Raw genomic sequence first — 25385 nt, 5'->3', positions numbered from 1 at the left:
TTAACGGAACCAGGTCGGCCATTCGCGCTGAGCGCAGCGGTGTAACTCGTCCGCCTGTCGGCGGCAAACCGTCAGCAGCAGCTGCCGGAGCCACTGATGGGCGGGATCGGCTTTTCTGCGCGGATGCCACATCTGGGAAACGGTGATTTCCGGCGTGGCGACGGGCAGACTGAAAGCCTGCAGCGTCTGCCGGGTGCCGCCGCCCAGCGTTTTCTGCATAAAAAACGATGCCGGCACCAGCGCCACCAGATCCGACTGCGCGGCGATGGCCAGCGCGGCGGAAAAATCCGGCGTGACGGCGGCGATGCGGCGCGTCAGCCCGTGTGCGGCCAGCGCCTTATCCACCGGCCCCGCGAGTTTGCCCTGCCGTGAGGTGATGACGTGCCGGCAGGCGGCGTAACGCTCGGGCGTGACGGGCATTGGCGTGACCAGCGAATGCCCCAGCCTGACGGCCGCGATAAACCGATCCCTGAACAGCGTCTGGAGGTGGATTTCCGGCCCCATGCCGTGTAATACCCCGACCTCTATATCAATGTCGTCCTCTCGCAGCGAGCGCGGGGTTTTCTCCGGCTTCGGCACAAAGCGCAGACATACCTCCGGCGCCGCCTGCGCCGCCGCCGTCACCAGCGCGGCGCCAAACGTCTCGACAAAGCCTTCGTTAGTCCGCAGACGGAACGTTTGCCGCAGCGTCCGCAGATCCAGCCCCGAGGCCGCAGGCAGCAGCAGGGAGCGCGCCTCGGTCAGCGTCTGCCGGGTACGGTCGCGGATCTGTTCGGCATGCGGGGTCAACACCATGCCGCGTCCGGCCCTGACCAGCAACAGGTCGCCGGTCACCTGGCGCAGGCGGCTGAGGGTTCTGCTCATCGCCGAGGCGCTGAGCCCCAGGCGGCGGGCCGCACCGGCCACGCTGCCTTCTGCCAGCAGCGCATCGAGGGCGGCCAGTAAATTAAAGTCGGGGTTACTCATGTTCGACTCCTGTTTTGGCATGGCGTCTGCTGCACTTTATAAATGCAAATGCTGCGTCTTCCGCCTTATATCATGGAAGCCTATATTGCCTGAACAGACTTTACATGCGGTAAATGCAGGAGTGAGCCATCATGATGAAGAACACGCAGAGCGGCAGTATTTTAATCGTCGGCGCATCACGCGGCCTGGGCCACGCCATTGCGCAGGAGTTTCTCCGGCATGGCTGGCAGGTTACCGGCACGGTGCGCGGCGACAATACGCCGCTGCATCAGCTGGCGCAGAATTATGGCAGCCGTCTGCAGCTGGAACAGTTGGATATTTGCGAAGAGGCGCAGCTTGACGCCTTACAGCAGCGCCTGGCGAGCCGCCGCTTCGATATGCTGTTTGTTAATGCGGGCATCACCAACCGCGATCCTACTCAGACGATTGGCGAGGTGAGCGCGCAGGAATTTATGCAGGTGATGCTGACTAATGCGCTGGCGCCGATGCGCGTCATCGAGCGTTTGGCAGAACGGGTGGCGGACGACGGCCTGATTGGCGTGATGTCCTCCGGCCAGGGCAGCGTGGCCAACAACCATACGGGGCAGCGCGAACTGTATCGCGGCAGCAAGGCGGCGCTGAATATGTTTATGCGCAGCTTTGCCGCCCGCCAGCACGGCGGCGCCCGCGCGCTGGTCGCCATGGCGCCGGGATGGATCAATACGGAATTGGGCGGTGCAGACGCGCCTTTGACGATTGAGCAGACGATTCCGCAGCTGGTCAGGGTGTTGCTGGCCAAACGGGAGCGGCCGGGGCTGGAATATCTGGACTATCTCGGCCGGACGGTGCCGTGGTGAAGGCGACAGCGGCATGACGCCGCTGTCGTGATGAGCCGGCGTTAACCGGCCACTTTGGCGCGCAGCGCCTGTTTTTCCTGCTCGCTGAGAAACGCCATGGTCAGGCCGTTTTCCTGCGCGCGGCGCATCTCTTCCGGCGTCAGTCCCGCCTGCGGCGCGGCCACGCGGTATTCATGCTCAATCTCGATGCCCTGTACGGCAGGATCGTCGGTATTGATGGACGCCGTCACGCCGTGGCGCAGGAAGGTCGCCAGCGGGTGCTGCGCCAGCGCCGCTACGGTGCTGGTCTGAATATTGGAGGTCAGGCAGGACTCAATGCCGATGTCGTGCTCGGCGAGGTAATCCATCAGCGCCGGGTCTTCCACCGCTTTCACCCCGTGGCCGATACGTTCGGCGCCCAGCTCGCGAATCGCCTGCCAGATGCTCTCCGGCCCGGCGGCTTCGCCGGCATGGACGGTAATACGCAGCCCGGCGTCGCGCGCCCGGTTAAAGTGGGACAGGAACAGGCTGCCGGGGAAGCCCAGCTCGTCACCGGCCAAATCGAGCGCGGTGATCGCGTCGCGGTGCGCCAGCAGGCCTTCCAGCTCTTGCAGACAGGCTGCCTCGCCGAAGGTGCGGCTCAGAATGCCGATCAGGCGAATATCGATATCATGGTCGCGGCAACCGGAACGAATACCGTCGACGACCGCCTCGACCACGCCGGCTACCGGCAACTGATGCTGCAGCGCCATGTAGTAGGGGGAAAAGCGCAGCTCGGCATAGTGCAGGCCGGCGTTGACCGCATCCTCGACGTTTTCATAGGCGACGCGGCGGCAGGCGTCCAGATCGCCCAGCACCGCCACGCCCCAGTCCAGTTTTTGCAGAAAACTGACCAAATCCGGTTCGGTATGGGTGATCTGCACGTGCGGACGCAGGCTTTCCAAATCGTTCGCCGGCAGGTCGAGGTTGAACTGGCGGCCCAGATCGAGAATGGTTTGCGCACGAATGTTGCCATCAAGATGGCGGTGGATATCGGTAAGCGGGAGGCGTGGGTCAATCATGTTGTGCACTCGCTGATGAGGGAAGGTAAAGTGCAGAACAGTATAAAAACAATTTGATGAAAATAGCCATGCTGTTACATAAAAAAGTGACAACAATCACAATGAAGCCGCGCTGTGGCGTGTTTTTATGCAACGGCAGACGGCAAGCCTGCCGTTGCGTCAGATCAGTCGCGCACCCCAAGCGCCGCAACGGACCGCCGTTCTGAGTGCGCGTGGACGGGCTGCAGGCGGTGCGTCTGCAGCCAGCGTTCAATATGCGGCAGGCAGAGTGGCTGGGACTGATCGAGCGTCAGCACCGGCCCCAGCGCCATCGGCGTCGCGCGCTCGGCCAACTGGCGCAATTCCGGTACATACTCCGCGCCGGGGTGGCCGTCGGCACGCTGGTGCAAGCGGCTGGCATAGCGTTCAGCCGCCAGATCGCCTGATATCTGGTTCCAGATTTCCACGACGTGCGCGATCCCGGCCTGCTGCAGATAGCGCTGCAATTCACTTCTGGGCTGGAAACCGAACCAGGCATCAATCACATAAACGCAGTTCGCCGGCGCATGCGCGACAATCGACCAGATCGTCTGATACGCCGCCCGGCCGATGTTACGATTCAGCTGGCGATCGACCGGGGCGAACAGCTCCATAAAAGGCTCTTTGATGCCGTCAATGGTCAGATAGGGGAAACCAAAGCGTTCGGCAATGTGGCGAGCCACGGTGCTTTTCCCCGAAGCGGGAACGCCGTTGACCAAAATGACGCATTTATTGCCGTTGGTAGAGAATGCTGCACTCATAAGATCTCCACAACTTGCCGCCATTGGGTTGCGGCCCGCAGTTTTGCCATCGTCTGCGGGTCGTCCAGCCATTCAACAATCGCACGCAGGCCGGCTTCAATGTGGTCATCACTGCTGGTGGCGCCGAACAGGATCACGATATCGGCTTTTTCGCTGCCCTGGAAAGCGATGGGCTGGTCAAGCACCACCAGACTAAAGCAGTTCTTAATCACGCCGCACTCGGGCCGTGCGTGAGGAATGGCGATGCCTTCATCAAAAACGTAATATGCGCCATGCGCCAGCGTATTGTTGATAACCGCCTGGCAGTAGGATGCTTCAATATAACCTTGTGTCACCAGCGGCTGCGCCGCCAGGGTAATCACCCGTTGCCAGTCCTGCTCCTTAACGCCGAGCTGGATGGCGTTGGCTTCGATCAACAATTGTTTTATCGACATAGCTGGTCCTCAGATACTTTTTCTTATGACATTGCGTAACTCATCAATCTTCACAAAGAGTTCATCAACCCGATCGCGATACGCTTTACTTTTAGCGTATATTTTTAGCGCCCGGTTATATTCCAACATTAATTGTTTCTGTATTTCGCCGTCCTGCGGATGGCTGTCTAACTGGCGTTCCTGGCGGGCGATACTTTCCGCGATTTGCGCCGCCTCCCGGTGATATTGATCGTCATCGGCAATCACCGTTTTATGCCGCTTCATAAATTTAAACATGGTTGTCTCCAGCCCCGGAGCGCGCCGGGGCGCCAGGCATGATTTTCTTTCAACGTTTAAAAGGGAATAAAATTATTCAGCGAAATAAATTCATTTTTTCAGTTAATACATTAGTCACCGCTTCATTCGCCGGGATCAGAAATTTACGTACGCTGTCGCTGACTTTGCCTTTCTCAAACGTTTCTTTGCAGCGCCCGACCCATTGCACATTCATTTCCGTGCCGACGTTAACCTTATCAATGCCGCCGCTTACCGCCCGGCGCATATCATCATCGCTGACGCCGGTACCGCCGTGCAGCACCAGCGGCGTAGCGGTGGCGGCGGTAATTTCCATCAGGCGCTGATGCTGGATTTGCGCCTTGCCGGTATACAACCCGTGCACCGTGCCGACCGATACGGCGAGCATATCGACGCCGGTTTCATCGACAAAACGCTTGGCATCGGCCACCGTGGTGAAACTGATGTCTTCGGCGGCGACCATCTTCCCATCCTCGGCGCCGCCGATGGCCCCCAGTTCCGCCTCCACCGAAACGCCGCGCGGCCGGGCCATCTCAATCACCAGGCGCGTATTGGCGATATTCTCATCGATGTTCAGGTGGGAACCGTCATACATGACCGAGCTGAACCCGGCGTCGATGGCCGTACGGATCGCGCGCGGATCGGAGCAATGGTCCAGATGCAGGCAGGTTGGTATCTGCTCGCTGGCGGCGAGAGAAGAAACGGCGTCGACCAGCAGCTGATAACCCAGATATTCGGCGGTGCCGGTGGATATCTGAATCATCAGCGGGCTGTCGGCGCGCTGCGCCGCGCGGAAATAGGCGGGCAGCATTTCCAGACAGTGAAGGTTGAAAGAGCCGAGCGCTTTGTAGTTGCGGGCTTTGGCCAGCTGTAACAACGCGGGAAAGTTATAAAGTTTCATGGACTTTTTCCTCATGGTGCTTGGTTGATTTACCGTTAACGAACCACGCGAGAAGCGCGACAAAAGCAATAAACAGGCCGACGAACAGCCAGTTGTGCTGCAGAGCATTGCCCAGCACCAGCCCGCTGCTGATGACGTCGGAGTCGCTGAAGGTCAGCCCGACGAAGCCGTAGCTTTCGAGCATGGGCACTAACAGCGCCGGCAGCAGGGTGATAAACAGGCCGTGCACGACGCCGCCGATCATGGCGCCGCGCCGTCCGCCCAGCGCATTGCCGAAGATCCCGGCGGTGCCGCCGGCGAAGAAGTTGGTCAGCAGGCCAGGCAGAATCATCGCCAGGCCAAACATCGGGAAGACGATCATGCCGATGACCGAGCCGAGCGTGGTGGCGAGAAAACCGACGATCACCGCGTTGGGGGCGTAGGGAAACAGCACCGGGCAATCGAGCGCCGGTTTCGCGTCGGGCACGATGCGCAGCGCTATGCCGCGGAAAGCCGGCACCAGTTCGTTGAGCAACAGGCGTACGCCGCTGTAGAGGATGAACACCCCGGCGACAAACTGAATGGACTGCATAAAGGAGTACATCAGGTAGTTCATGCCGTCGGCGTATTGGGCGATATACTGCGGGCCGGCGGCCAGCGCCGGGATCAGGTACATCGGGACCATCACCACCGCCATCGACACATAGGTGTCCTGCAGGAATTTAAAGTTGTCCGGCAACTGCAGATCTTCTGTGGAGCGGGAGCCTCTGCCGACCACTTTGGCCACCGCCGCCTGCACCAGATAGCCCAGCGTGCAGAAGTGTCCCAGCGCCACATCGTCGGCGTCGGTAATACGACGCACCACCGGCTGCGCCAGCGCGGGCATCAGCACCGCCATCACACCGCCAAAGATCCCGCCGGTCAGAATCAACGGCAGCCCGCTCAGCCCGGCCTTATAGCCGACCACTGCGCCGATGGTGGCCATCCACAACAGCGCCTGACCGGTCAGAAAGATATATTTGAACGGTGTCAGCCGGGCGATGATGATATTGACCACAAAGATGACCAACAGCGTCAGCGCCACTTCAGAACCCAGTTCGCGATTAGCCACCCCGGCTATTGCGGCGACGTCGGTAATATAGCCGTGCATGCCGAAACCGTGAGTGAATATATCGTTTAGATAGGTCAGGGCGCCGACGATAATATTAATGCCGGCCATCATGATTAAAAAACCCAACAGCGTTTTAAAGGTGCCTTCGGCCACTTTACCCGCGGACTTTTTCTGTAGCAGCAGTCCTAACATGGCAATCAACGCAATAAGCACCGATGCCTGACCCAGCAGGTCCTTTACGATGAAATTTATCATGCTGTTCATGATGGCAGCCCTTGCATATTCCGTTCTTTAAGAAACGCGACGATCTTCTGCTCAATCTCCGCTTTATCCGTCAGCTTATTAAGAATGATGACCCGTTTCTTTTCTTCCTCGCTGGCATCGGCATTGAGAATATCCGCAAACGTTTTTTGAGTGAGAATAATATCGGACTTAAAGGCTCCGGCTTCTGAAATAGTGGTGTGGTCGATATCCGCGTCGATCTCTAGTTTTTTGAGTACTGCCTTGGCGCTCATTTCAATAGCAAAGCTTGAACCTAAACCACAGCCGCATACGCAGAGTATTTTTAACATGACGTTGCTCCTCAAATAATATTTAACTGTTTGGCCAGTTTGTAATGGTGCCCTTCGGTATCTACCAGACGCTTTTTCATACTGATTAAATCAATGGGAATTGCCTGATTGCCGGCATTAATCACGATGGCTTTATTTTTCATGCCGGATTGAATACAGCGCGCGACCTCATTGGCCATCAGCGTGCCTTGATAAATCTCTTCGCCGGTGGGGTCGCCGTTGCGCAGGCCATACCCAACGATGGTCTTGCGAATACGGACGCCGATATGCGGCTCCAGCTGCTTGATCATGGTGTCGATCGCCCCCTGGAAGCCCGGTGAATACTCTTTGGTGTAGCCCTCGGAACACAAAATAATTACGCTGTTTTGCGATGTCAGCTTGTGTTTTATTCTCTCGGCCAGCTCCGGCAGGTTATATTGACACTCCGGAATGAGCGCGAAATCGGCATTGGATTTAATGGCGGACTGCAGAGTCAGTTCGCCGCAATATCCGCCAAGCAATTCCAACATAAATACGCGGCCGGGCAGTGCCCTGCCGGTATTACGTAATTTGGCGACCTCTTTGAGTATTTGTTCGCAGGCGGTAGAAAAACCGACGGTATAGCTGCTGCCGAATACGTCATTATCAATGGTCATGCCGATGCCAAAACAGTTGACGCCAAATTCGCTCAGGGTATTTAAAAACTGCAGGGAGCCGTCGCCGCCGGCCATAATAATGACGTCAATCCGCAGTGCCTTGAGTTGTTTACTGATGCCTTCATATTCCGATGCGTAGAGTTTCCGGCTGGTTCTGCCGGAGCTAAGAAGCGGAATAGCGGAAATGGCATAATCGATCAGATCGCGTTGTGTCATAGGGCGGTGCCGGTTTGCCAATAACCCCGGAATGCCGCCGTCAAATAAAACTATTTCGGCATGCGTCAGATTGGCTATTTGAAAAATAAAATTATTAATACCGCTGACATCGCCGCCGCTAATCACTATACCGATTTTCATCGTAGGCCCCCTTCGTTGCTTTAACGTCATTGTTGAATTTTAAATAGGGGTAAATTTGCAAGCGACATCACAAAATAATGACAAAAATCGTCGTTATAGCGATTGACTCATTAGTTTTATGGACATTTTTTGCGAATTAAATCACATTTCTAGAATCAGGCCATACTGGGGACGATGAGGTTTTTTTATTTTTATTCAAAGAGTTGATTGATTTAGCCGCTGAAATCATGGGCTGATGGGAAGGGCGCTCCGCTAATTCGGAAAAACTTAATACAAATGTGAGATTCATCGCATTTTATTGCGTATTTGGCATTTTTCGCCGGTAAGCAGCGTCTGGCGCACCGTTAAACGGCGCGCGCAGATGTCGCCCGTCAGGCTTTAATGACGCTGACGCCCGCCTGTTGCAGCGGGGATATCAAGGCCTCGTCGGTGGCGTGCTCCACAATAATGGACTGCGCCAGCGTAATATCGCCGATGGCATACTGTGAGGCCGCGTTAAGTTTGGCGGCGGAAGCCAGCACCACGGTTTCTGCCGCGCGCGCCGCCAGCGCGCGTTTGATATAGGCCTCCTCCAAATCGCCGGTGCTGAGACCGGCGGTAGGGTGAACGCCGGTCACGCCCATAAAGTAGAGATCGGCGCGAATATGCGACATCGCCTCTACCGCGGCCGCGCCGACGGTGACGATCGAATGTTTAAACAGCCGGCCGCCAATCAGGATCACCTCGATCTGCGGGTGGTCCACCAGCCCGACCGCCACGCTGGGGCTGTGGGTGACAATGGTCGCCTGTAAAGACAGCGGCAGCTGTTTCACCAGCTCGGCAGAAGTGGTGCCGCCGTCCACGATCGCCACCTGGCCCGGCAAAATCATGGCGGCGGCGGCGCGGGCAATGGCGCGTTTGGCACCGGACTCCTGCTTGTTGCGTTCGGCAAATGGAGCGATGGCGGGGGATACCGGCAGCGCGCCGCCGTGCACGCGCTGGAGTAAGCCTTCGCTGTCCAGCTCGCGTAAATCACGCCGGATGGTGTCTTCCGACAGCCCGAACATCTCACTTAACTGTTTGGCCAATACCTGGCCCTCGCTGGCAAGTTTCTCCAGGATTAGCTTCTTGCGCTGGCTGGTCAGCATACGTCCCCGTCAATTTTTTGTTTGCACGAATTATCTTGATCATACACGAAACTGCACGATAGTATCAATGCGACCCACAACCTCTTTGGAGCAGATAAGATGATCCCAACAAAAGATCGCGTACGCATGGTGGCAACGCAGGTGTTATCCGATGACTGGTATGTGCTGAAAAAGAACACCTTTGATTTTCTGCGTCGCGACGGCAGCTGGCAGCGGCAAAGCCGTGAAACCTATGACAGAGGCGACGGCGCCGTGATTTTACTGATCAACCGCCAGGCGCAAACGGTGATCCTCACGCGGCAGTTTCGTTTTCCGGTGTTCGTCAACGGTCACGACGGCATGCTGATTGAAGCGGCGGCCGGCCTGCTGGATAACGCGTCGCCGGAACAGCGTATTCGTGCAGAAGCCGAAGAAGAAACCGGCTATTTCGTGCAGAACGTGCGGAAAGTCTTTGAGGCTTATATGAGCCCCGGTTCGGTGACCGAAAAACTGCATTTCTTTATCGGTGAATATGACGCCTCGGCGCGTATGCATCAGGGCGGTGGCCTTGAGGATGAGGGTGAAGATGTCGAGGTGCTGGAGATGACGCTGAAAGAGGCGCTGCAGGCCATCAGACAGGGAACGATCGTCGATGCCAAAACCATCATGTTATTACAATTTATCGCCCTGAATCCTGACTGGGAGAATGCCCTATGAAAGCGCAACAAATTCTGATTGCTGGCCCTTATCGCAGCGGCACCAACGGTGATGCGGCGCGTATTGCCGCCAATCTGCATCGTCTGGAGCAGGCGGCGCTGGCGGTCTATCAGCGCGGGCATGTGCCGGTGATTGGCGAATGGCTGGCGCTGCCGCTGGCCGGCGCCGCCGGCTCACAGCAGGTGGGGGATGAGATCAGCGAGGCCTACCTGTATCCGGTTGCGCATCGGCTGATTGCCCAGTGCCAGGGGATTTACCGTATTGAGGGCGCTTCGCAAGGGGCGGATAAGGACGTGGAAGTGGCTGAGGCGCTGGGACTGACGGTCTATCGTCAACTGGCGGATATCCCTGCTGTGCAGTAATCGACAACGGCGGGCGTTGGCCCGCCGTGATGCGTCAGACTGGCGTTGCCACAAACCGCAGGCCGGCGATCAGCCGGTCCATGCCATCCTCCAGCTTGCTGCGCGGGCAGCCGACGTTGAGACGAACAAAGCCGCGACCCTCTTCGCCGTAGGTAAAACCGGGCATGATCGCCACCTTTTCCCGCTCGATCAACGCCTGTTGCAGCGCATGGTCGTCAATATTCAACGGACGCAGGTCGATCCACGCCAGGTAGGTAGCCTGCGGCGGCTGCCACGCCAGCTGCGGAAAGGCCTGATTAAGCCGTTCGGCGACGTAGCGCAGGTTGTCCTGCAGATAGTCGCGCAGCGCGTCCAGCCAGGGGGCGCCGTGGCGGTAGGCGGCAATATGCGCCACAATTGCCAGCACCGCCGGGGAGGAGAGGCCGTCGCGGCCTTTAAGCTGGTGCAGATAGGCGTCGCGCGATGCCTCATCGCTGATAAAGCCGTAGGCGCCGGTCAGCGCCGGGATATTGAAGCTTTTTGAGCCGGAGGTCAGCAGCGCCCACGGCGTGGCACCGACCTGGCTCCACGGCAGATGCCGATGTTCGCCCCAGGTCATATCCATATGGATCTCGTCGCTGATGACCCGAACCTGATGGCGCTCGCACAGCGTTGCTATCTGCTGCAGCTCTTCGGCGCTCCACACTTTACCGGTCGGGTTATGCGGGCTGCACAGCAGCAGAATTTTGCTTTGCGGCCGGGCCAGCAGCGCCTCCAGGTGGGCCATATCGCAATGCCATTGGTTACCGGCCTTCTGTAGCGGGCAGGCCAACAGCTGACGTTGGTTGCCGAGAATCGCCTTGTAAAACGCGTCGTAGGCGGGGGTATGGGTGACCACGTATTCCCCCGGCGCTGACCACTGGCGGATCAGCTGGGAAACCATATAAATCACCGATGGCCCATACACAGCGTCGGCGGTATCGATCGCGGTCTGGAAGCGCAACTGATACCAGTGGCGCAATGCGCCGAGGAAATCTTCATGCTGCCAGCGGCTGTAGCCCAGCACGCCGTGCTGCAGCCGCTGCTGCAGTGCATCCAGAATGCAGGGCGCAGTAGCGAAGTCCATATCCGAGATGGTGAACGGCAGCAGATCGGCGCTGCCGAAGCGGTCGGCGATATAGTCCCACTGGGTACACCAGGTGCCGTGACGGTCGATCGGGGTGGAAAAATCAAACATGGGTTGCTCCAGACAGTTCTGCTGCAGGCCGGCTTGCCGCTATTAATGAGTCTAATTCATCTTTGACCGACTGTACCTGCGGGCCGATCACCACCTGCAGGCTGTGCGCGTTCAGGCGCACCACGCCGATGGCGCGGTTCTCCTTCAGCGCCGCATCGTCGACCTTGCTGATATCCGCCACCGACAGCCGCAGGCGGGTAATGCAGTTATCCAGCGAAACGATATTGCCGGCGCCGCCCAGCGCGGTGAGGATCGCCGGAACATTATAGCCCGACTGGCCCACCGTACCTGACGGGGCGTGCGCCGCGCTGCCGGCGTTGTCACTGTCGCGGCCCGGCGTCTTAATGTTAAAGCGCAAAATGGCGAAACGGAAAATGGCGTAGTAGGCGGCGAACCAGATGGCCGCCACCAGCGGCACCAGATACCATTTGGTGGCGGTGCCGTGCAGAATGCCGAACACCACAAAATCGATGATGTTGCCATCGGTATTACCGATGGTGACGCCAAGCAGCGCCATCACGGTAAAACCGAGGCCGGTGAGGATCGCGTGGATCAGATACAGGAACGGCGCGACGAACAGGAACAGGAACTCGATCGGTTCGGTGGTGCCGCCCACCACGCAGGCGACCACGCCGGAAATCAGCAGCCCTTTGATCTTATGCCTGTTCTCTGGCTTGGCGCAGTGATACATCGCCAGCGCAGCGCCCGGTAGCCCGCCGAGGAAGGCCGGCATCTTCCCCTGCGACAGGAAGCGGGTGGCGCTTTCCGCAAAGCCGTGGGTGGTCGGGCAGGAGAGTTGGGCCTGGAAAATGGTCAGCGCGCCGCTGACGCTGTGGCCGCAGACGTCCAGCGTGCCGCCGGCGTCGGTAAAGCGGATCAGCGCCACCAGAATATGGTGCAGACCGAAGGGCAGCAGCAGGCGTTCGCCGCTGCCGAAGATCATCGGACCAAAAGCGCCGGCGCCGTTAATCACCCAGCCCAGGCCGTTAATGCCGGCGGCAAACCACGGCCAGATCAGCGGCACTACCAGCCCGCACACGCCAAGCGTCAGGGTGGTGATAATCGGGACAAAACGCGTGCCGCCGAAGAACGCCAGCGCATCCGGCAGGCGGATGGTATTAAAACGCTCATGCAACAGATAGACGATAATGCCGACCAGCACCGCGCCGAGGATGCCGGTATCGATCGACTGAATGCCGAGCACGTTCTGGATATTATGCGCCTTGAGCACCAGCGGATCGCTGCTGGGCAGTACGCCGCTGGCGGTCAGATAGAAATTGGTCGCCAGATTGAGCACCGCGAAGCCGACGAAGCCGGAAAAGGCGGCGACGCCTTTATTGTCCCGCGCCATGCCGAGCGGGATGGCGATGGCGAACATCACCGGCAGGAAGCTGAAGGCGAAAGACCCCACCTTGCTCATCCAGGTAAACAGCAGCTGGCAGGCAGGGTGGCCGAGGAACGGCAGCAGGCTGATGACATCGCGGCTGCTGAGCGAACTGCCGATACCGAGCATAATGCCGCAGAACGAGAGCAGCGCAACGGGTAGCATAAAGGTTTTGCCCAGGCTCTGGAAAAACTCCCAGAGGGTAACTTTGGGTTTTTGACTTGCTGGCATTACCGGAGACTCCTGGCGAATGAAAATGAGCAGGCAAGCGCGCCTGCCGAAGGTAAAAATAAGATAAAACGATTTACCTATTAAAAATGCGCCGATTATCACAATTAAACGGTGAACTTTTCACCGCTATACAGAAAGCCGGTAAATCGTTTTACTGTATCGGACTGATGGGTATACATTTAGCGCCATGGCCATCGTTTGTTGAGGTTACACCATCAAAAAGATCACCATTACCGATGTTGCACAGCACGCCGGGGTGTCCGTCAGTACGGTTTCGCTGGTGCTGAGCGGCAAAGGGCGCATTTCTTCGGCTACCGTGGCGCGGGTGCATCAGGCTATCGAACAGCTGGGCTATGTGCGCAACCGACAGGCGGCGACGCTGCGCGGCGCGGCGTCCGGCGTGATTGGTCTGATCCTGCGTGATATCGGCGATCCTTTTTATGCGGAGATGACCGCCGGCCTGAGCGAAGCGCTGGAAGCGCAGGGCAAGGTGCTGTTCTTGATGCAGAGCGGACGCGACGGCGCCGGGCTGATGCGCTGCTTTGACACCTTGTTGACGCACGGCGTCGACGGACTGGTGCTGGCGGGGGGCGCACGCGCTGTCGACGGCCTGCAGGCGCAGGCGGCAGAACAGGGCGTACCGCTGGTGTGCGCTGCGCGCTCCGGCGGCGTGGCGGAAGTGGACGTGGTGCGGCCGGACAATATGCAGGCGGCGCAGATTGCCACCGAATTCCTGATTAAACGCGGCCACCGGCAGATTGCCTATCTGGGCGGGCGCAGCGACTCGCTGACCCGTGCCGAGCGGCTGGGAGGCTTTTGCGCCACGCTGGTGCAGTACGGTTTACCTTTTCGCTGCGAGTGGATTATCGAGTGTGAGAGCCAACAACAGGCGGCGGCGCTGGCCGCCGAACAGCTGCTGCGTCAGCACCCCAACATCAGCGCCATGGTGTGCGATAAAGCCTCGGTGGCGCTGGGCGCCTATTTTGGCATTATCCGCAGCGGGCGCGGCATCGGCTCGGACGGCATCGACAGTTTCCTCAGCCAGCAGGTGGCGCTGATCGGCTTTGGCGACGCGCCGGATGCGGCGTTGAGTGAACCGCCGCTGACGCTGGTTTCCACGTCGGCGCGCGACGTCGGGCGCAGCGCCGCCGCCCGTTTGCTGCAGCGGATTGAGTCCCCCGAACTGCCGCCGCAGGACGTGATTCTGGCGCCGAAACTGATTGAGCGGGCGTCGGCATAGCGGCCGGGTTTCTTATGGTCTACATTGATGCATTCCCATGCTGATAACAAGGAGGGCACGATGCAGAGTCTGCCGATCGTTCCACGCCTGATGACTGACGTGCGCACCGGCGCAAAACGCCACACCATCCGTTGGCAGGAGCGCACGATTTCACCAGGTCTGATGCGCTATGTCAGCACTGAGGATCCAAACAGCACAGCCACGGTGAGGGTTAGCGCTGTCGTCACCATGCCGCTGTCATCGGTTGCGTGTTATTTGGGTAAATCAGATGAATGGCCGGATGCCGTGCTGCTGGAAGGCATGAGAGAGCACTATCCTGATATTCAACTGGATTCGCGGGTGGAGGTGATACACCATTCCGCGCCTTTGCCGGATGCTGAAAAATAATATTTGGCAGCCTTAGCAGCGCTTTTCGCGCAGAAAATCGATAAATACCCGCAGCCGCGGGGGAATATGCCGATTGGCAGGAAAATAGAGGAAAAAGCCGGCGGCTTCGCTGGCGTGATCCGCCATCACTTCCACCAGTTGTCCGTTTGCCAGTTCCTGCGCTACCGTCGCGTGAAAGCGTTGAGTTATCCCCAGCCCGGCTAATGCTGCGTCTTTCAACAGCCGATCCTCATTGAAAATCAGGTTGCCGTTTACCTCTATCACTCGATGAGCGCCGCGATGCGTCAGGAACCAGGGTTCCAGTTTACCGCTGCCGGGGAAGCGATAGCGCAGGCAATTATGTTCGTGTAGTTGTTCCGGCCATTGCGGAGCGCCATGCGTGGCCAAATAGCTCGGGGCGGCAATCAGCACCCGTCGCTGTCCGTGGTCGAGCGGGACGGCGATCATCTCTTTTTGCAGCATGGCGTGCATGCGAATGCCGGCGTCAAAATTGTTCGGTACCAATTCCGCAAAGCGATCGTCGGTGCACAATTCCAGCTGAATTTCGGGGTAACGTGCCTGAAACTCGCCAAGCAGCGGCATGACCAGCAGTGATGCGGCCAACTGCGGCAGCGTGATACGTAACTGGCCGCTTGGCATTCCCTGCCGCGCCCGAAGGTCGTCGGCCGCAATGTCGATATCGCGCATGGCTGGCATAACACTGTGATAAAAGCGCTGTCCTTCATCGCTGAGCCTGACCGAGCGGCTGGTACGATTAAATAAGCGCACGCCCAGGCGGTTTTCCAGTGCCTGAATATTTTGTGATACCGCCGGCGGCGTGACCCCGAGGTGATTGGCGGCACGGGTAAAGCTGCTGAGGCGGGCGACGGCCTCAAAAAAGGGCAGCAGGTGCAGGAGTGAGCTCATTAATCATTAACCTCTGCTTTATGATGTATTAAATTTTAGCGTATTTAATTTTATGTTGAACACCCTAGACTGGATTGATCGTCAATTCAGGAGCGTTCATACGATGTCGGCCAACTATCATTCGGTTATCAAACGGTTACAGACGGTAAATCAGCGGGCTGTTGCACAGGGCAGCATTGTCGGCAGCGTAGTGCTGGTGGCGCAGCATGGGAAGATCATTGCCGCACTGGCCAGCGGTGAGGCCGACCGTGAAAGACGGCGACCGATGAGGCGCAATGCGCTGTTCCGGCTGTCTTCGGTGTCTAAGCCGTTTATCACGTTGGTGGCGCTGCGGATGGCCGAACAGGGAAAGCTGACGCTGGACGACGCGGTGAGTCGCTGGTTGCCGTGGTTTCGTCCGGCACTCGACAACGGCGAGACGCCGGTTATCCGTCTCCGTCATCTGTTGACTCACACCGCCGGGCTGGATTATCGGTTTAAACAACCGGCGGATGGACCGTACCATCAGCGGGCGGTGATGGACGGTCTGGAGTTATCGACGCTGACGCTAGAGCAGAACCTGCGGCGGCTGGCGGAAGTGCCGTTGACGGCAGAACCGGGCAGTCAGTTCAGCTATTCGCTGGCGATTGACCTTTTGGGCGCCGTGTTGGAACAGGCGGCAGAGATGCCTCTACCGTATCTGTTTAACCATTGGGTGGCGCAGCCGCTTGGGCTGGCGGACAGTGGTTTTGTTGCTCAGGATACCGAGCGGCTGACAGGCGCCTATTACAATACCGATGCCGGACCGGCGGTGATGCAAGATGGTCAGCGTTTGTCTTTGCCGCCTGAATTCGGCTTTGACGTTGAATTTTCCCCGTCACGCGCGTTGGACGCCACGGCGTACCCGTCAGCAGGTGCCGGTATGGTTGGTTCGGCGGATGATGTGCTCAAGCTGGTGGAAACGTTGCGCAACGGTGCCAACGGCCTGCTGCAACCGGCAACGGTGGCACTACTGCAGCGGCCGCATGTCAGCGCTGCCGCCGAAGTTCAGGGGCCGGGCTGGGGGTTCGGTTTTGGCGGCGCATTGCTGGTAGATGCTGAACTGGCATCGACACCGCAGCATAATGGCACGCTGCAATGGGGGGGCGTTTATGGGCATAGCTGGTTCTGCGATCCGCAGGCGGGGCTTAGCGTAGTGGCGTTAACCAACACGGCGTTTGAGGGGATGTGCGGTGATTATCCGCAGGAAATCCGCGATGCGGTGTATGCCGGGCTGGCGACATAGGGGATAGAGAAAGGGGGCTGTAACAGCCCCCATAATGCGATTATTGTGCCGGAGCCGGAGCCGGAGCCGGAGCCGGAGCCGGGACTGGCATTGGCGCCGGCGGTACGCCCTGTTCCGGGCCGGCCAGCATGCCGAACATGCCGAGGAATTCCTGCAGCGACATCTTGTTGCCGTTCAGCTCCACCTGATTATCGGCATAGTGGAAACGGGAGCCGATCACATCGTCCTTCAGCGTGGTCAGCTTAAACATCTGCCCCATGGCCGCCAGACCCTGCACCTGCTGTTGCGCCAGCTTCTGCGCCTCTTCGGCGTTGTAGCCCTGCAGTTTGGCGGTTTGCGCGGTGGCTTCCGTCGCCATCGGCACAGGAAGATTCAGGCTGGCGTCGAGTTTCTTCACCGCGCGCGCCAGCAGCAGATCGTCCGGCGCCTGCGGGGAGACGCCCTGGGTCGGATCGACCAGATCCAGGTTCAGCGTGAAGGTGCCTTCGCCTTTGCTGTTTTTCCAGCTCAGTGGCGCAACGTTAATGGTCGGGTTGCCTTTCAGCAGCAGCGGCAGGTTCTGCATCACGATGGCGCTGGCCTGCTCCTGATAGGCTTCAGGCGGCAGCGACTGGCTTTGCTGCAGCAGGGCGGTCATCTGCTGATTGTAGCGGTCGGCGAACTCTTTCAGCGATTTGCCGTCCAGCTTGTCGATTTTCAGCGTCAGCTTGCCGGAGCCGAAGTCGGCGCCCTGCAGCTTCAGCGCATCCATGGTGTAATCGATCTGGCCGTTCAGGTTGCCGTCCTGCTCGCCAAATTTGCTCGCCAGATTGAAGCCGTCCAGCGTCAGCGCCTCTTTGTTATCGACCGCGACTTTCAGCTGCTTAATGTTCAGCGCCTGATCGCCGAGGCTCAGATCGAACTGGCCGGTGCGGGTGTCGGTTTTCAGCGTAATGCCCTGTAGGGTGATCTGCTCGGTCTGGCCAAATTCGGTACGGCCGGACAGCGTGGCGCTGTCGCTGCTGCCGTCCACCTGCACCGCTTTCAGATCGCGGGCGACGTCAATGGTCAGATCCGCGCCGGCGAATGTCAGCGTGTTGCCGTCCTTCTGGTAATCCAGCGGCAGCACTTTGAGCGCCGTGGAGGTATCGCCGTTATAGGCAATGCGTGAATCGGCGGTAAACGGCGCTTTGCCTTTCGCGATATCGAACAGCGTTTTCACCGCCGGGGTATTGGCCAGTTCGGTGCGTACCGATGCCATGCTGGGGATCAGGTTAAAGCGCTTGAGCTGGGCGAACGGGAAGGGGCCGTGGTCGATCACCTCCTGCAGCACCACTTCCTCACCCGGCTGCAGCGCCGCCTGCTCGCCGCTGGCGGTGCCGTCCGGACGGATGACAAAGCGCAGGTGGCTGCTGAACAGGCCGCGCTGGTAATCTTCATAGCTCAGTTTGATGCCGGCCTGCGGCAGGTAGCTTTCCAGCTGGCTGTTGGTGCTGCTCACCACTTCGCCCATCCGCTGCTCAATGAGTTTGCCGGTGTACCATGAAGCCCCGGTCCATGCTGCGCCAAGAATCGCAATAACGCCGACGGCGACGACTGACTTTTTCATCGTTCTCTCATCCTGTTGTAAAGGGTTTGGCATTCCTGTGGCGCTTAACACTGCGCGTAAGCGGTGGCTGCATCGTCGCAAGGCGAACAGGGCCAACAAAAAAACGCCCGCAGGCGTTTAATTGTGAAGGCATGCGCCTGCTTTTAGCAACCCATTTGCTGAAATTTACCAAATGGTTACGACAAAAGAGTATAAACCCGCGCGATGCGGCCGCTGCCGCTGACGCTCACCGGCGACTCGCAGGCGGGGATAAAGCAGGATTCGCCCGGCTGCAGCCGCAGCTGCTGATCCTGTCGTTCCAATATGGCTTCGCCATCCACGCAGAATACGATGGCCGCGCTCTGTTGCGCCAACGGCTGGGGCGCGGCGGACAGCGTATGCAGCGAAAAGGCGAAATCGTCCACCGGAATCGGGAAGAACAGCTCGTCGCCGCGCGGCTCCGGCCGGGTCAGCAGCGCGTCGGCGGACTGCGGGCGGAACTGCAGGTTGGCCAGCAGCTCCGGGATATCAATAAATTTAGGCGTCAGGCCGGCGCGCAGCACATTGTCCGAGTTGGCCATCACCTCCAGCGCCACGCCTTGCAGATAGGCGTGCGGCGTTTCTGCGTACAGAAACATCGCTTCGCCCGGCGCCAACTGCACGACGTTCAGCAGCAGCGGCGAGAACAGGCCGTTATCATCCGGGTAAAAACCGGCGATAAAGCGGATGGTGTTCCAGGGTTCGCCCTGCTGATTGTTGAGCGCCGCTTTCAGCACGCCCAGCGCCCGGGCTTTTTGTTCGCCCTGCATACTGAGCAGGCCGGCGAACAGCTTCGCCAGGCGTTCCGTGTCCGGCTGCTGCAGGAAAGCGGCGATATCATGATGGGCGCTGGCGATGGGCTGCAGCAGGGCGGCAATATCGTCCAACTGGCGGAAACCGTTCATCGCCAAAAACGGCGTCAGGGCGAATACCAGCTCCGGCTTATGGTTCGGATCCTTGTAGTTGCGCTCGGCGGCGTCCAGAGGAATACCGGCGGCGTTCTCTTTGGCAAAACCGATTTCTGCGGCGGATTTGCTGGGGTGCACCTGGATCGACAGTGGCTGATCGGCACACAGCACTTTAAACAGGAACGGCAGCTCGCCAAAGCGCTCGGCGACCTGGCGCCCCAACTGCTGCGGTTGGTTTTCATTAATAACATCACGTAATGCGCGCTGCGCGCCCGTGGCGTCCGTCACCTGAGAACTGCTTTTGGGGTGTGCGCCCATCCACAGTTCCGCCATCGGTTTTCCCTGCGGGTTGGCAATGCCGTACAGTTTGGTGAGCGCGTCGTGGCTGCCCCAGGCGTAGTTTTGCACCGTATTGGTCATTTTTTGCATGATGACTCCCTGAGTGAACAATGAATTGCCGCCAGTAAACAACGCCGCTCGGGGGCTTGCAAGCGGATAAGTCGAAAAGCGGGCCATCATCATTCGCTAAATGCGAATAATTATTATATCGCTATACTGGAGTGGTGAGTTTTTAGGCGATGTACTAAGGAGAAGGTAATGGCAGTCATGCGTAGCGAAAAAGATTCGATGGGGGCGATTGACGTTCCGGCCGATCGTCTGTGGGGCGCTCAGACGCAGCGCTCTCTGGAACACTTTCATATATCTACGGAAAAGATGCCGACCGCGCTGATTCACGCGCTGGCGCTGACCAAGCGCGCCGCCGCCGAAGTTAACCGGCAGCTTGGCCTGTTGCCGGACGAGCGCGCCGGGGCGATTATCCAGGCGGCGGACGAAGTGCTGGCGGGGCAGCATCCGGATGAGTTCCCGCTCTCTATCTGGCAAACCGGCTCCGGTACCCAGACCAATATGAATATGAATGAGGTGCTGGCTAATCGCGCCAGCGAGCTGCTGGGCGGCGAACGGGGAGAGGGGCGCCGGGTGCATCCCAATGACGACGTCAATAAAAGCCAGAGCTCTAACGATGTATTTCCTACCGCGATGCACGTCGCCGCCGTGATTGCGCTGCGTCAGCAGCTGATCCCGGCGCTGCAGACGCTGCAGCGTACGCTGAGCGCTAAGGCCGAGGCGTTTCACGACATCGTTAAAATCGGCCGCACCCACCTGCAGGACGCCACGCCGCTGACGCTGGGGCAGGAAATTTCCGGCTGGGCGGCGATGCTGGCGCACAGCCTGCGGCATATCGACGCCAGCGTGCCGCATATCGCCGAACTGGCGTTGGGCGGCACCGCCGTCGGCACCGGGCTTAACACCCATCCGGAATATGCGGTGCGGGTTGCCAAGGCGCTGGCGGAGCTGACCGGCGAACCGTTCGTCACCGCGCCGAACAAGTTTGAGGCGCTGGCCACCTGCGACGCCCTGGTGCAGGGGCACGGCGCGCTGAAGGGGCTGGCGGCCTCGCTGATGAAAATCGCCAATGACGTCCGCTGGCTGGCTTCCGGTCCGCGCTGCGGCATCGGCGAAATCGCCATCCCGGAGAACGAACCGGGCAGCTCGATTATGCCGGGGAAGGTCAACCCCACCCAGTGTGAGGCGATGACCATGCTGTGCGCGCAGGTGCTGGGCAATGACGTCGCGCTGAATATCGGCGGCGCATCGGGTAACTTTGAGCTGAACGTCTTCCGCCCGATGGTGATCCATAACTATCTGCAGTCGATCCGCCTGCTGGCCGACGGGATGAACGGTTTCAACACCTACTGCGCCTCCGGCATCGAGCCGAACCGCGAACGCATCGGCCAGTTGCTGAATGAATCGCTGATGCTGGTGACGGCGCTGAATACCCACATTGGCTATGACAAGGCGGCAGAAATCGCCAAAACGGCCCATAAGGAAGGGCTGACGCTGCAGGCCGCGGCGCTGAAGCTGGGGTATGTGACGGAGCAGCAGTTCGGCCAGTGGGTGCGGCCGGAAAATATGGTCGGCAGTATGAAGCCGTAGCGGTTGCCGGGCGGTGTAAAATGGGCCTGCCGAGAGGCAGGTCCTGTTTGAACGTGGTTATTATCGGTTCAAACTTTCCTCATGGCATAGTGCCGTTATACGGTTAATTACCGGCTGAATATTATTATTAACGTAATCCATCGTGCTGAGATGGATGATGTTTTTTGGCTCAAATCCTTGGCTATAGAACTGAAAGCGCAGCCCGGGGGCGCAAACCAGGAGTTTGACCCGCTGTGCGATAATCTTCTCTATATCGGATTCGGTATTATCACTGGCTACGGTCCATGTGGTGTGCTTTTCTTTTAATCCTTGTCGTAAACAGGCAAGGTATTCCTCTTCTTTATAGTGACCAAAAAGCCCTCCGCCCATGCCGTGGAGTGGGGAGCGGCCGAGCGTCGGTGAGGGGCTGGAAATAAAATAAATCGTTTCAGTGTCCATTTTACTCCTCATGATTCATCCGATTTGGTGGCACGCTAGCGTTGAGTTTCATTGCGATTGTTCCTTAATCAAGCAACGACAGGTTCATCGTTAGGGGTATTTATGGCGTTGATGCTTTCAGATAAGGCTAATAATTTTCTGTATTCTTTGGCTTCGGCAAATATTATCCAGTTTACATCGATACCCACGGCTTCGATATCTGTTCGGTATCTTTAATCCTGATAGTAAAGCGGATTAACCCTTGTTCAAGGGGAATCCCTCAGAGCGTAGGCGCATCGGTATACAGGTGCAGACGCTTTACCACCAACCGCAGCGGTTTGGCCTGCGGCTTATGCTTATGTTTTACCGCGTTGGCGTCGTAGTTGAGCAGCTCGCCAATCTTTGGCACCGCCGCGCCGCGCTCCAACTGACACAGCGCCAGCAGCGGCAGCGGGCAGGGGTGCTGCACCTGCTTTTGTTGCTGCTGATACCATACCCTGGCGATAGGCTGCACCTTGACCGGGCGCTTGATCTTCAGCGTCGCCTGCTGCGGCAGGCGGCTGACGTCGTCAATCTCCCGCTCGACCAGCTCCGCCCACTGCTGGCGGTTATACGGCGGCACCGCGCGTCCGGCCTTCAGGCTTTTTTCCAACTGCTGCAGCACGTCGTCGCGCTTTACCTTCTTGATAATATGCTTATTGGCCCAGCCGAAACGCACCGAGTCCGGGTTGGTGAGTAGGGTAATGGTGCGGTAGGCGCTGAGGGTGATCAGCCCGTGAAGATGGGTATGGACAAAGTCGAAGCGCTGTTCCGGCGCCAGCCCGGATTCGACGGTGATGATATGTTCCAGTTCTGCCTTCAGACGGTTGATCCGTGAGATCTGTTGCTGCAGGGCGGCGTACTGCAGCGGCTCCACCGCCAGACAGAGCACGCCCGGCAGGCGAACCGCCGCCTTGCTGCTGACGTGCTGCTTATTGTGATGGATAAACAGCCGCTGGTAGTGCTCAAGCGCCAGGTCGCGCGCCGCCTGGCCGAGGTGCTGCTCAACGGCGATCTGTTCGATGGCCTGGTGTTCTTTACCTTTCTCAATCTCCGGCAGGCTGAACACCCGCGCGGCCAGCAGCCGCAGCGGCACGATCTGCTGGTGGAGTTCCGCCAGCGCCGCTTCTAATTGATTAAAGCACTGGTTCATCCGGGCAATCAGGTCGTAGTTGCTCATCGCTACCTCGTATTTTAGTTACAACATGCATTGTAGGGTAGGCCAACCAAGGGGGCAACCTCAGCAACGGTAAATAAGGGGAATAACGGTGTAGTCAAGGCCAAACAGGACAGACAAGGTGAGACGGGCGGAGAATATAGGCGCGGCGAGGGCCGCGCCCACAGCGGCAGAGTTAAACGCGTGCGGCTTCAGGCAGTTTGCGCAGGTAGTGCACCACGAACAGCGACAGCAGCAGCATCACGCCGATAAAGGCCACCACGCCGCTCCAGCCGAAGCTGTGCCAGAACACGCCGCCGAGCGTGCCGGCGACGCTGGATCCGGCGTAATAGCTGAACAGATACAGCGAGGAGGCCTGGCCTTTGGCGCGGCGCGCGCGGCGGCCAATCCAACTGCTGGCCACCGAGTGGGCGGCGAAGAAGCCGGCGGTAAACAGCATCATGCCGACAAAGATCACCGCCACCGGCGCCAGCTCGGTGAGGAGAATGCCGCTCAGCATAATCAGGATCGATCCCAGCAGCACCGGGCCGCGGCCAAAACGCGCCGTCATCGCGCCGGCTTTCGGCGAACTGTAAGAACCGGTGAGATACACCACCGACAGCAGGCCGACAATCGCCTGGCTCAGGTGGTAAGGGTTTGCCAGCAGCCGATAGCCGATGTAGTTGAACAGGGTGACAAAGCTGCCCATCAGCAGAAAACCTTCGGCAAACAGCAGCGGCAGCCCTTTATCGTGCCAGTGCAGCTTGAAGTTGATCATCAGCGTGCGCGGGCGCAGCGAACTGGCGCGAAAATGTTTAGAGGCCGGCAGAATGCGCCAGAACACAAAAGCTGCGATCAGCGCGAACAGGCCGATTACCGCCAGCGATACGCGCCAGGAGAAGAAATCGGTCAGTACGCCGGTCACCAGACGGCCGCTCATGCCGCCGATGGAGTTACCGCTGATATACAGCCCCATGGAGAACGCCACAAAGCTGGGGTGAATCTCTTCGCTCAGGTAGGTCATGCCCACCGCCGCCAGCCCGCTCAAGGACAGCCCGATCAGCGCGCGCATCAGCAAAATGCCGTGCCAGCTGGTCATCACCGCGCAGATCAGCGTACACACCGCCGCCAGCAGCAGCGCCACCACCATCACCGATTTACGGCCGATGGCGTCGGACAGCGGGCCGGTAAACATCAGGCCGATTGCCAGCAGCCCGGTGGAGAAGGAGAGCGACAGGCTGCTTTCGGCCGGAGAGATGCCGAAGTCCTGCGACAGCACCGGCAGGATCGGCTGTACGCAGTACAGCAGTGCGAAGGTGGCCAGACCGGCGGAAAACAGCGCCAGCGTCACGCGCATAAACTGCGGCGTACCGCGTTCAATATAGGGGAGTTTGTTCAACGAAGAGCGTTGGTTTTTTGGCGCAGCGGCCGCCGTTTCATCATTGGCGGCCCGCGTCGACGGCGTCTTGGCCGCAGAACGCATTGGGGAATTCACACAGGTTCCTTACCGGACTTCGGAAATACACAGCGATGGTTGCTGTATAAAATCATAGGGAGCGGCGAATTTTTTGTCTAATATATTAATAATTAAAATTGAGACGTTTTAAATATGAATATCGAACTGCGCCACCTGCGTTACTTTATCGCCGTTGCGGAAGAGCTGCACTTTGGCCGCGCCGCCCAGCGCCTACGGATTTCGCAGCCGCCGCTCAGCCAGCAGATACAGGCGTTGGAAGAGATGGTCGGCGCGCGTCTGCTGGCGCGCAACAACCGCAACGTCAGCCTGACGCAGGCCGGCGAAATGTTCCTGAAAGAGGCCTGGCAGGTGATCGACCAGGTGAATCGTGCGGCGGAAAAGGCGGCACGTCTGGAGCGCGGCGAATCGGGAGAACTGACCATCGGTTTCACCTCGTCGGCGCCGTTTATCGGCGCGGTGTCGCGTAATCTGCGCGCATTCCGGCAGCAGCATCCCGACGTGCATATTAAAATGCGTGAAATCAATACTAAGCAACAGTTGGAACCGTTATTGAACGGCGAGCTGGATCTGGGCGTGATGCGCAATACCAAGCTGCCGGATGCCTTGCGGCACACGCTGCTGCTGCGCGAACCGATGCTGGCCGTGGTGCCGGAAGGGCACCCGCTGGCGCAGCTGGCGCCGGATGCTCTGCGTTTTAGCCATCTGGCGCAGGAGCCGTTTGTGTTTTTCTCGCGTGAGGTCGGCACCGCGCTGTACGATGAAACGCTGCTGCTGTTGGAGAACGCCGGCATCACGCCGTATATCACGCAGGAAGTGGGCGAGGCGATGACCATTATCGGCCTGGTGTCCGCCGGGTTGGGGATTTCCATCCTGCCGGCTTCGTTCGGCCGGGTGAAGCTTGACGGCGTAAAATACCTGCCGCTGGCCGAACCGCAGGCGCAAACCGAAGTCTGGCTGGTGCACCATCGCCAGCGGCCGTTAACCGCTGCCGCCCGTGCGCTGATGCAAATGATGTTGACGCGCGCCGAAGCGCCGGTTTAACCGGCGTAAATACGATGAACTTCACTGAA

26 protein-coding genes are annotated in these 25385 nt (G+C 58.8%); 8 read left to right on the top strand and 18 right to left on the bottom strand.

What is annotated here, in order from left to right; translation table 11 throughout:
- Nucleotides 1-966 (bottom strand): LysR family transcriptional regulator, encoded by a 966-nt coding sequence (locus tag CLM71_RS12465; RefSeq protein ID WP_105231292.1) that lies wholly within the window; start codon nucleotides 964-966, stop codon nucleotides 1-3.
- Between the two features lie 134 nt (nucleotides 967-1100).
- Here CLM71_RS12465 and CLM71_RS12460 point away from each other — a divergent pair, with 134 nt between their 5' ends.
- Nucleotides 1101-1802, top strand: coding sequence for an SDR family NAD(P)-dependent oxidoreductase (locus CLM71_RS12460; RefSeq protein ID WP_105233368.1), 702 nt, complete (start codon nucleotides 1101-1103; stop codon nucleotides 1800-1802).
- Nucleotides 1803-1843: 41 nt separating this feature from the next.
- Here the strand turns inward: CLM71_RS12460 and add are convergent, their stop codons facing one another.
- The 9 genes from add to CLM71_RS12415 form a co-directional block, all read right to left on the bottom strand.
- Entirely contained in the window at nucleotides 1844-2842 is a 999-nt protein-coding gene (gene add, locus CLM71_RS12455; RefSeq protein WP_105231291.1) for an adenosine deaminase, read from the bottom strand.
- A 164-nt stretch (nucleotides 2843-3006) separates the two neighbouring features.
- Nucleotides 3007-3621, bottom strand: a complete 615-nt coding sequence (locus CLM71_RS12450) for an AAA family ATPase (RefSeq protein WP_105231290.1) — start codon at nucleotides 3619-3621, stop codon at nucleotides 3007-3009.
- A complete protein-coding gene (locus tag CLM71_RS12445; RefSeq protein ID WP_105231289.1) occupies nucleotides 3618-4055 on the bottom strand; it encodes a PTS sugar transporter subunit IIA in 438 nt (145 codons plus the stop codon). The genes CLM71_RS12450 and CLM71_RS12445 overlap by 4 nt, the downstream gene beginning before the upstream one ends.
- Nucleotides 4056-4064: 9 nt before the next feature.
- Complete coding sequence (locus CLM71_RS12440; RefSeq protein WP_105231288.1) at nucleotides 4065-4331, bottom strand: hypothetical protein; 267 nt, start codon at nucleotides 4329-4331, stop codon at nucleotides 4065-4067.
- A 76-nt stretch (nucleotides 4332-4407) separates the two neighbouring features.
- A complete protein-coding gene (locus tag CLM71_RS12435) occupies nucleotides 4408-5250 on the bottom strand; it encodes a class II fructose-bisphosphate aldolase (RefSeq protein WP_105231287.1) in 843 nt (280 codons plus the stop codon).
- Entirely contained in the window at nucleotides 5237-6604 is a 1368-nt protein-coding gene (locus CLM71_RS12430) for a PTS sugar transporter subunit IIC (protein ID WP_105231286.1), read from the bottom strand. The genes CLM71_RS12435 and CLM71_RS12430 overlap by 14 nt, the downstream gene beginning before the upstream one ends.
- On the bottom strand, nucleotides 6601-6912 hold the full coding sequence (locus CLM71_RS12425; RefSeq protein WP_105231285.1) for a PTS sugar transporter subunit IIB: 312 nt from the start codon (nucleotides 6910-6912) through the stop codon (nucleotides 6601-6603). Before CLM71_RS12425 ends, CLM71_RS12430 begins: the two co-directional genes overlap by 4 nt.
- 11 nt (nucleotides 6913-6923) lie before the next feature.
- Nucleotides 6924-7904, bottom strand: coding sequence for a 6-phosphofructokinase (locus CLM71_RS12420; protein ID WP_105231284.1), 981 nt, complete (start codon nucleotides 7902-7904; stop codon nucleotides 6924-6926).
- Nucleotides 7905-8275: 371 nt separating this feature from the next.
- Nucleotides 8276-9031 carry a DeoR/GlpR family DNA-binding transcription regulator gene (locus CLM71_RS12415; protein ID WP_105231283.1) on the bottom strand — a complete coding sequence of 252 codons (756 nt, stop codon included), beginning with the start codon at nucleotides 9029-9031 and terminating at the stop codon, nucleotides 8276-8278.
- Nucleotides 9032-9130: 99 nt separating this feature from the next.
- Here CLM71_RS12415 and CLM71_RS12410 point away from each other — a divergent pair, with 99 nt between their 5' ends.
- Together CLM71_RS12410 and CLM71_RS12405 are read left to right on the top strand one after the other, a co-directional pair.
- Nucleotides 9131-9727: an NUDIX domain-containing protein gene (locus CLM71_RS12410; RefSeq protein ID WP_105231282.1), complete on the top strand. Its 597-nt coding sequence runs from the start codon at nucleotides 9131-9133 to the stop codon at nucleotides 9725-9727.
- Entirely contained in the window at nucleotides 9724-10089 is a 366-nt protein-coding gene (locus tag CLM71_RS12405) for an NUDIX hydrolase (protein WP_105231281.1), read from the top strand. Before CLM71_RS12410 ends, CLM71_RS12405 begins: the two co-directional genes overlap by 4 nt.
- 34 nt (nucleotides 10090-10123) lie before the next feature.
- On the opposite strand, the gene CLM71_RS12400 is transcribed toward CLM71_RS12405, so the two are convergent.
- Nucleotides 10124-11305: a MalY/PatB family protein gene (locus tag CLM71_RS12400; RefSeq protein ID WP_105231280.1), complete on the bottom strand. Its 1182-nt coding sequence runs from the start codon at nucleotides 11303-11305 to the stop codon at nucleotides 10124-10126.
- Nucleotides 11298-12920, bottom strand: a complete 1623-nt coding sequence (gene malX / locus CLM71_RS12395; protein ID WP_105231279.1) for a maltose/glucose-specific PTS transporter subunit IIBC — start codon at nucleotides 12918-12920, stop codon at nucleotides 11298-11300. Before malX ends, CLM71_RS12400 begins: the two co-directional genes overlap by 8 nt.
- Nucleotides 12921-13134: 214 nt before the next feature.
- Here malX and malI point away from each other — a divergent pair, with 214 nt between their 5' ends.
- Together malI and CLM71_RS12385 are read left to right on the top strand one after the other, a co-directional pair.
- On the top strand, nucleotides 13135-14160 hold the full coding sequence (malI, locus tag CLM71_RS12390; protein WP_105231278.1) for a Mal regulon transcriptional regulator MalI: 1026 nt from the start codon (nucleotides 13135-13137) through the stop codon (nucleotides 14158-14160).
- 60 nt (nucleotides 14161-14220) lie between these two features.
- Nucleotides 14221-14547 carry a hypothetical protein gene (locus CLM71_RS12385; RefSeq protein WP_105231277.1) on the top strand — a complete coding sequence of 109 codons (327 nt, stop codon included), beginning with the start codon at nucleotides 14221-14223 and terminating at the stop codon, nucleotides 14545-14547.
- Between the two features lie 12 nt (nucleotides 14548-14559).
- Here the strand turns inward: CLM71_RS12385 and CLM71_RS12380 are convergent, their stop codons facing one another.
- Nucleotides 14560-15453, bottom strand: a complete 894-nt coding sequence (locus CLM71_RS12380) for a LysR family transcriptional regulator (protein ID WP_105231276.1) — start codon at nucleotides 15451-15453, stop codon at nucleotides 14560-14562.
- 103 nt (nucleotides 15454-15556) lie between these two features.
- Between CLM71_RS12380 and CLM71_RS12375 the strand changes: the two genes are divergently transcribed.
- On the top strand, nucleotides 15557-16717 hold the full coding sequence (locus CLM71_RS12375; protein WP_105231275.1) for a serine hydrolase: 1161 nt from the start codon (nucleotides 15557-15559) through the stop codon (nucleotides 16715-16717).
- A gap of 40 nt (nucleotides 16718-16757) precedes the next feature.
- Here the strand turns inward: CLM71_RS12375 and CLM71_RS12370 are convergent, their stop codons facing one another.
- Complete coding sequence (locus CLM71_RS12370; protein WP_105231274.1) at nucleotides 16758-18305, bottom strand: YdgA family protein; 1548 nt, start codon at nucleotides 18303-18305, stop codon at nucleotides 16758-16760.
- 176 nt (nucleotides 18306-18481) lie between these two features.
- Nucleotides 18482-19660, bottom strand: a complete 1179-nt coding sequence (gene manA, locus CLM71_RS12365; protein ID WP_105231273.1) for a mannose-6-phosphate isomerase — start codon at nucleotides 19658-19660, stop codon at nucleotides 18482-18484.
- Between the two features lie 168 nt (nucleotides 19661-19828).
- Here manA and fumC point away from each other — a divergent pair, with 168 nt between their 5' ends.
- Entirely contained in the window at nucleotides 19829-21226 is a 1398-nt protein-coding gene (gene fumC, locus CLM71_RS12360) for a class II fumarate hydratase (RefSeq protein ID WP_105231272.1), read from the top strand.
- A 60-nt stretch (nucleotides 21227-21286) separates the two neighbouring features.
- Here the strand turns inward: fumC and CLM71_RS12355 are convergent, their stop codons facing one another.
- The 3 genes from CLM71_RS12355 to CLM71_RS12345 all read right to left on the bottom strand — a co-directional run bounded on the left by CLM71_RS12355 (nucleotide 21287) and on the right by CLM71_RS12345 (nucleotide 24321).
- Nucleotides 21287-21664, bottom strand: a complete 378-nt coding sequence (locus CLM71_RS12355) for a hypothetical protein (RefSeq protein WP_234008573.1) — start codon at nucleotides 21662-21664, stop codon at nucleotides 21287-21289.
- Nucleotides 21665-21923: 259 nt separating this feature from the next.
- Nucleotides 21924-22862, bottom strand: a complete 939-nt coding sequence (gene tus / locus CLM71_RS12350) for a DNA replication terminus site-binding protein (RefSeq protein ID WP_105231271.1) — start codon at nucleotides 22860-22862, stop codon at nucleotides 21924-21926.
- A gap of 172 nt (nucleotides 22863-23034) precedes the next feature.
- Nucleotides 23035-24321, bottom strand: a complete 1287-nt coding sequence (locus tag CLM71_RS12345) for an MFS transporter (protein ID WP_199776414.1) — start codon at nucleotides 24319-24321, stop codon at nucleotides 23035-23037.
- 126 nt (nucleotides 24322-24447) lie between these two features.
- Here CLM71_RS12345 and CLM71_RS12340 point away from each other — a divergent pair, with 126 nt between their 5' ends.
- Nucleotides 24448-25356 (top strand): LysR family transcriptional regulator, encoded by a 909-nt coding sequence (locus CLM71_RS12340; protein ID WP_105231269.1) that lies wholly within the window; start codon nucleotides 24448-24450, stop codon nucleotides 25354-25356.
- The last annotated feature ends 29 nt before the right edge of the window (nucleotides 25357-25385 follow it).

Origin of the sequence: Serratia sp. MYb239, assembly GCF_002966855.1 — a bacterium.
Lineage (GTDB): Bacteria > Pseudomonadota > Gammaproteobacteria > Enterobacterales > Enterobacteriaceae > Serratia_B > Serratia_B rhizosphaerae.
This window is presented reverse-complemented; position numbering and strand designations above follow the sequence as displayed.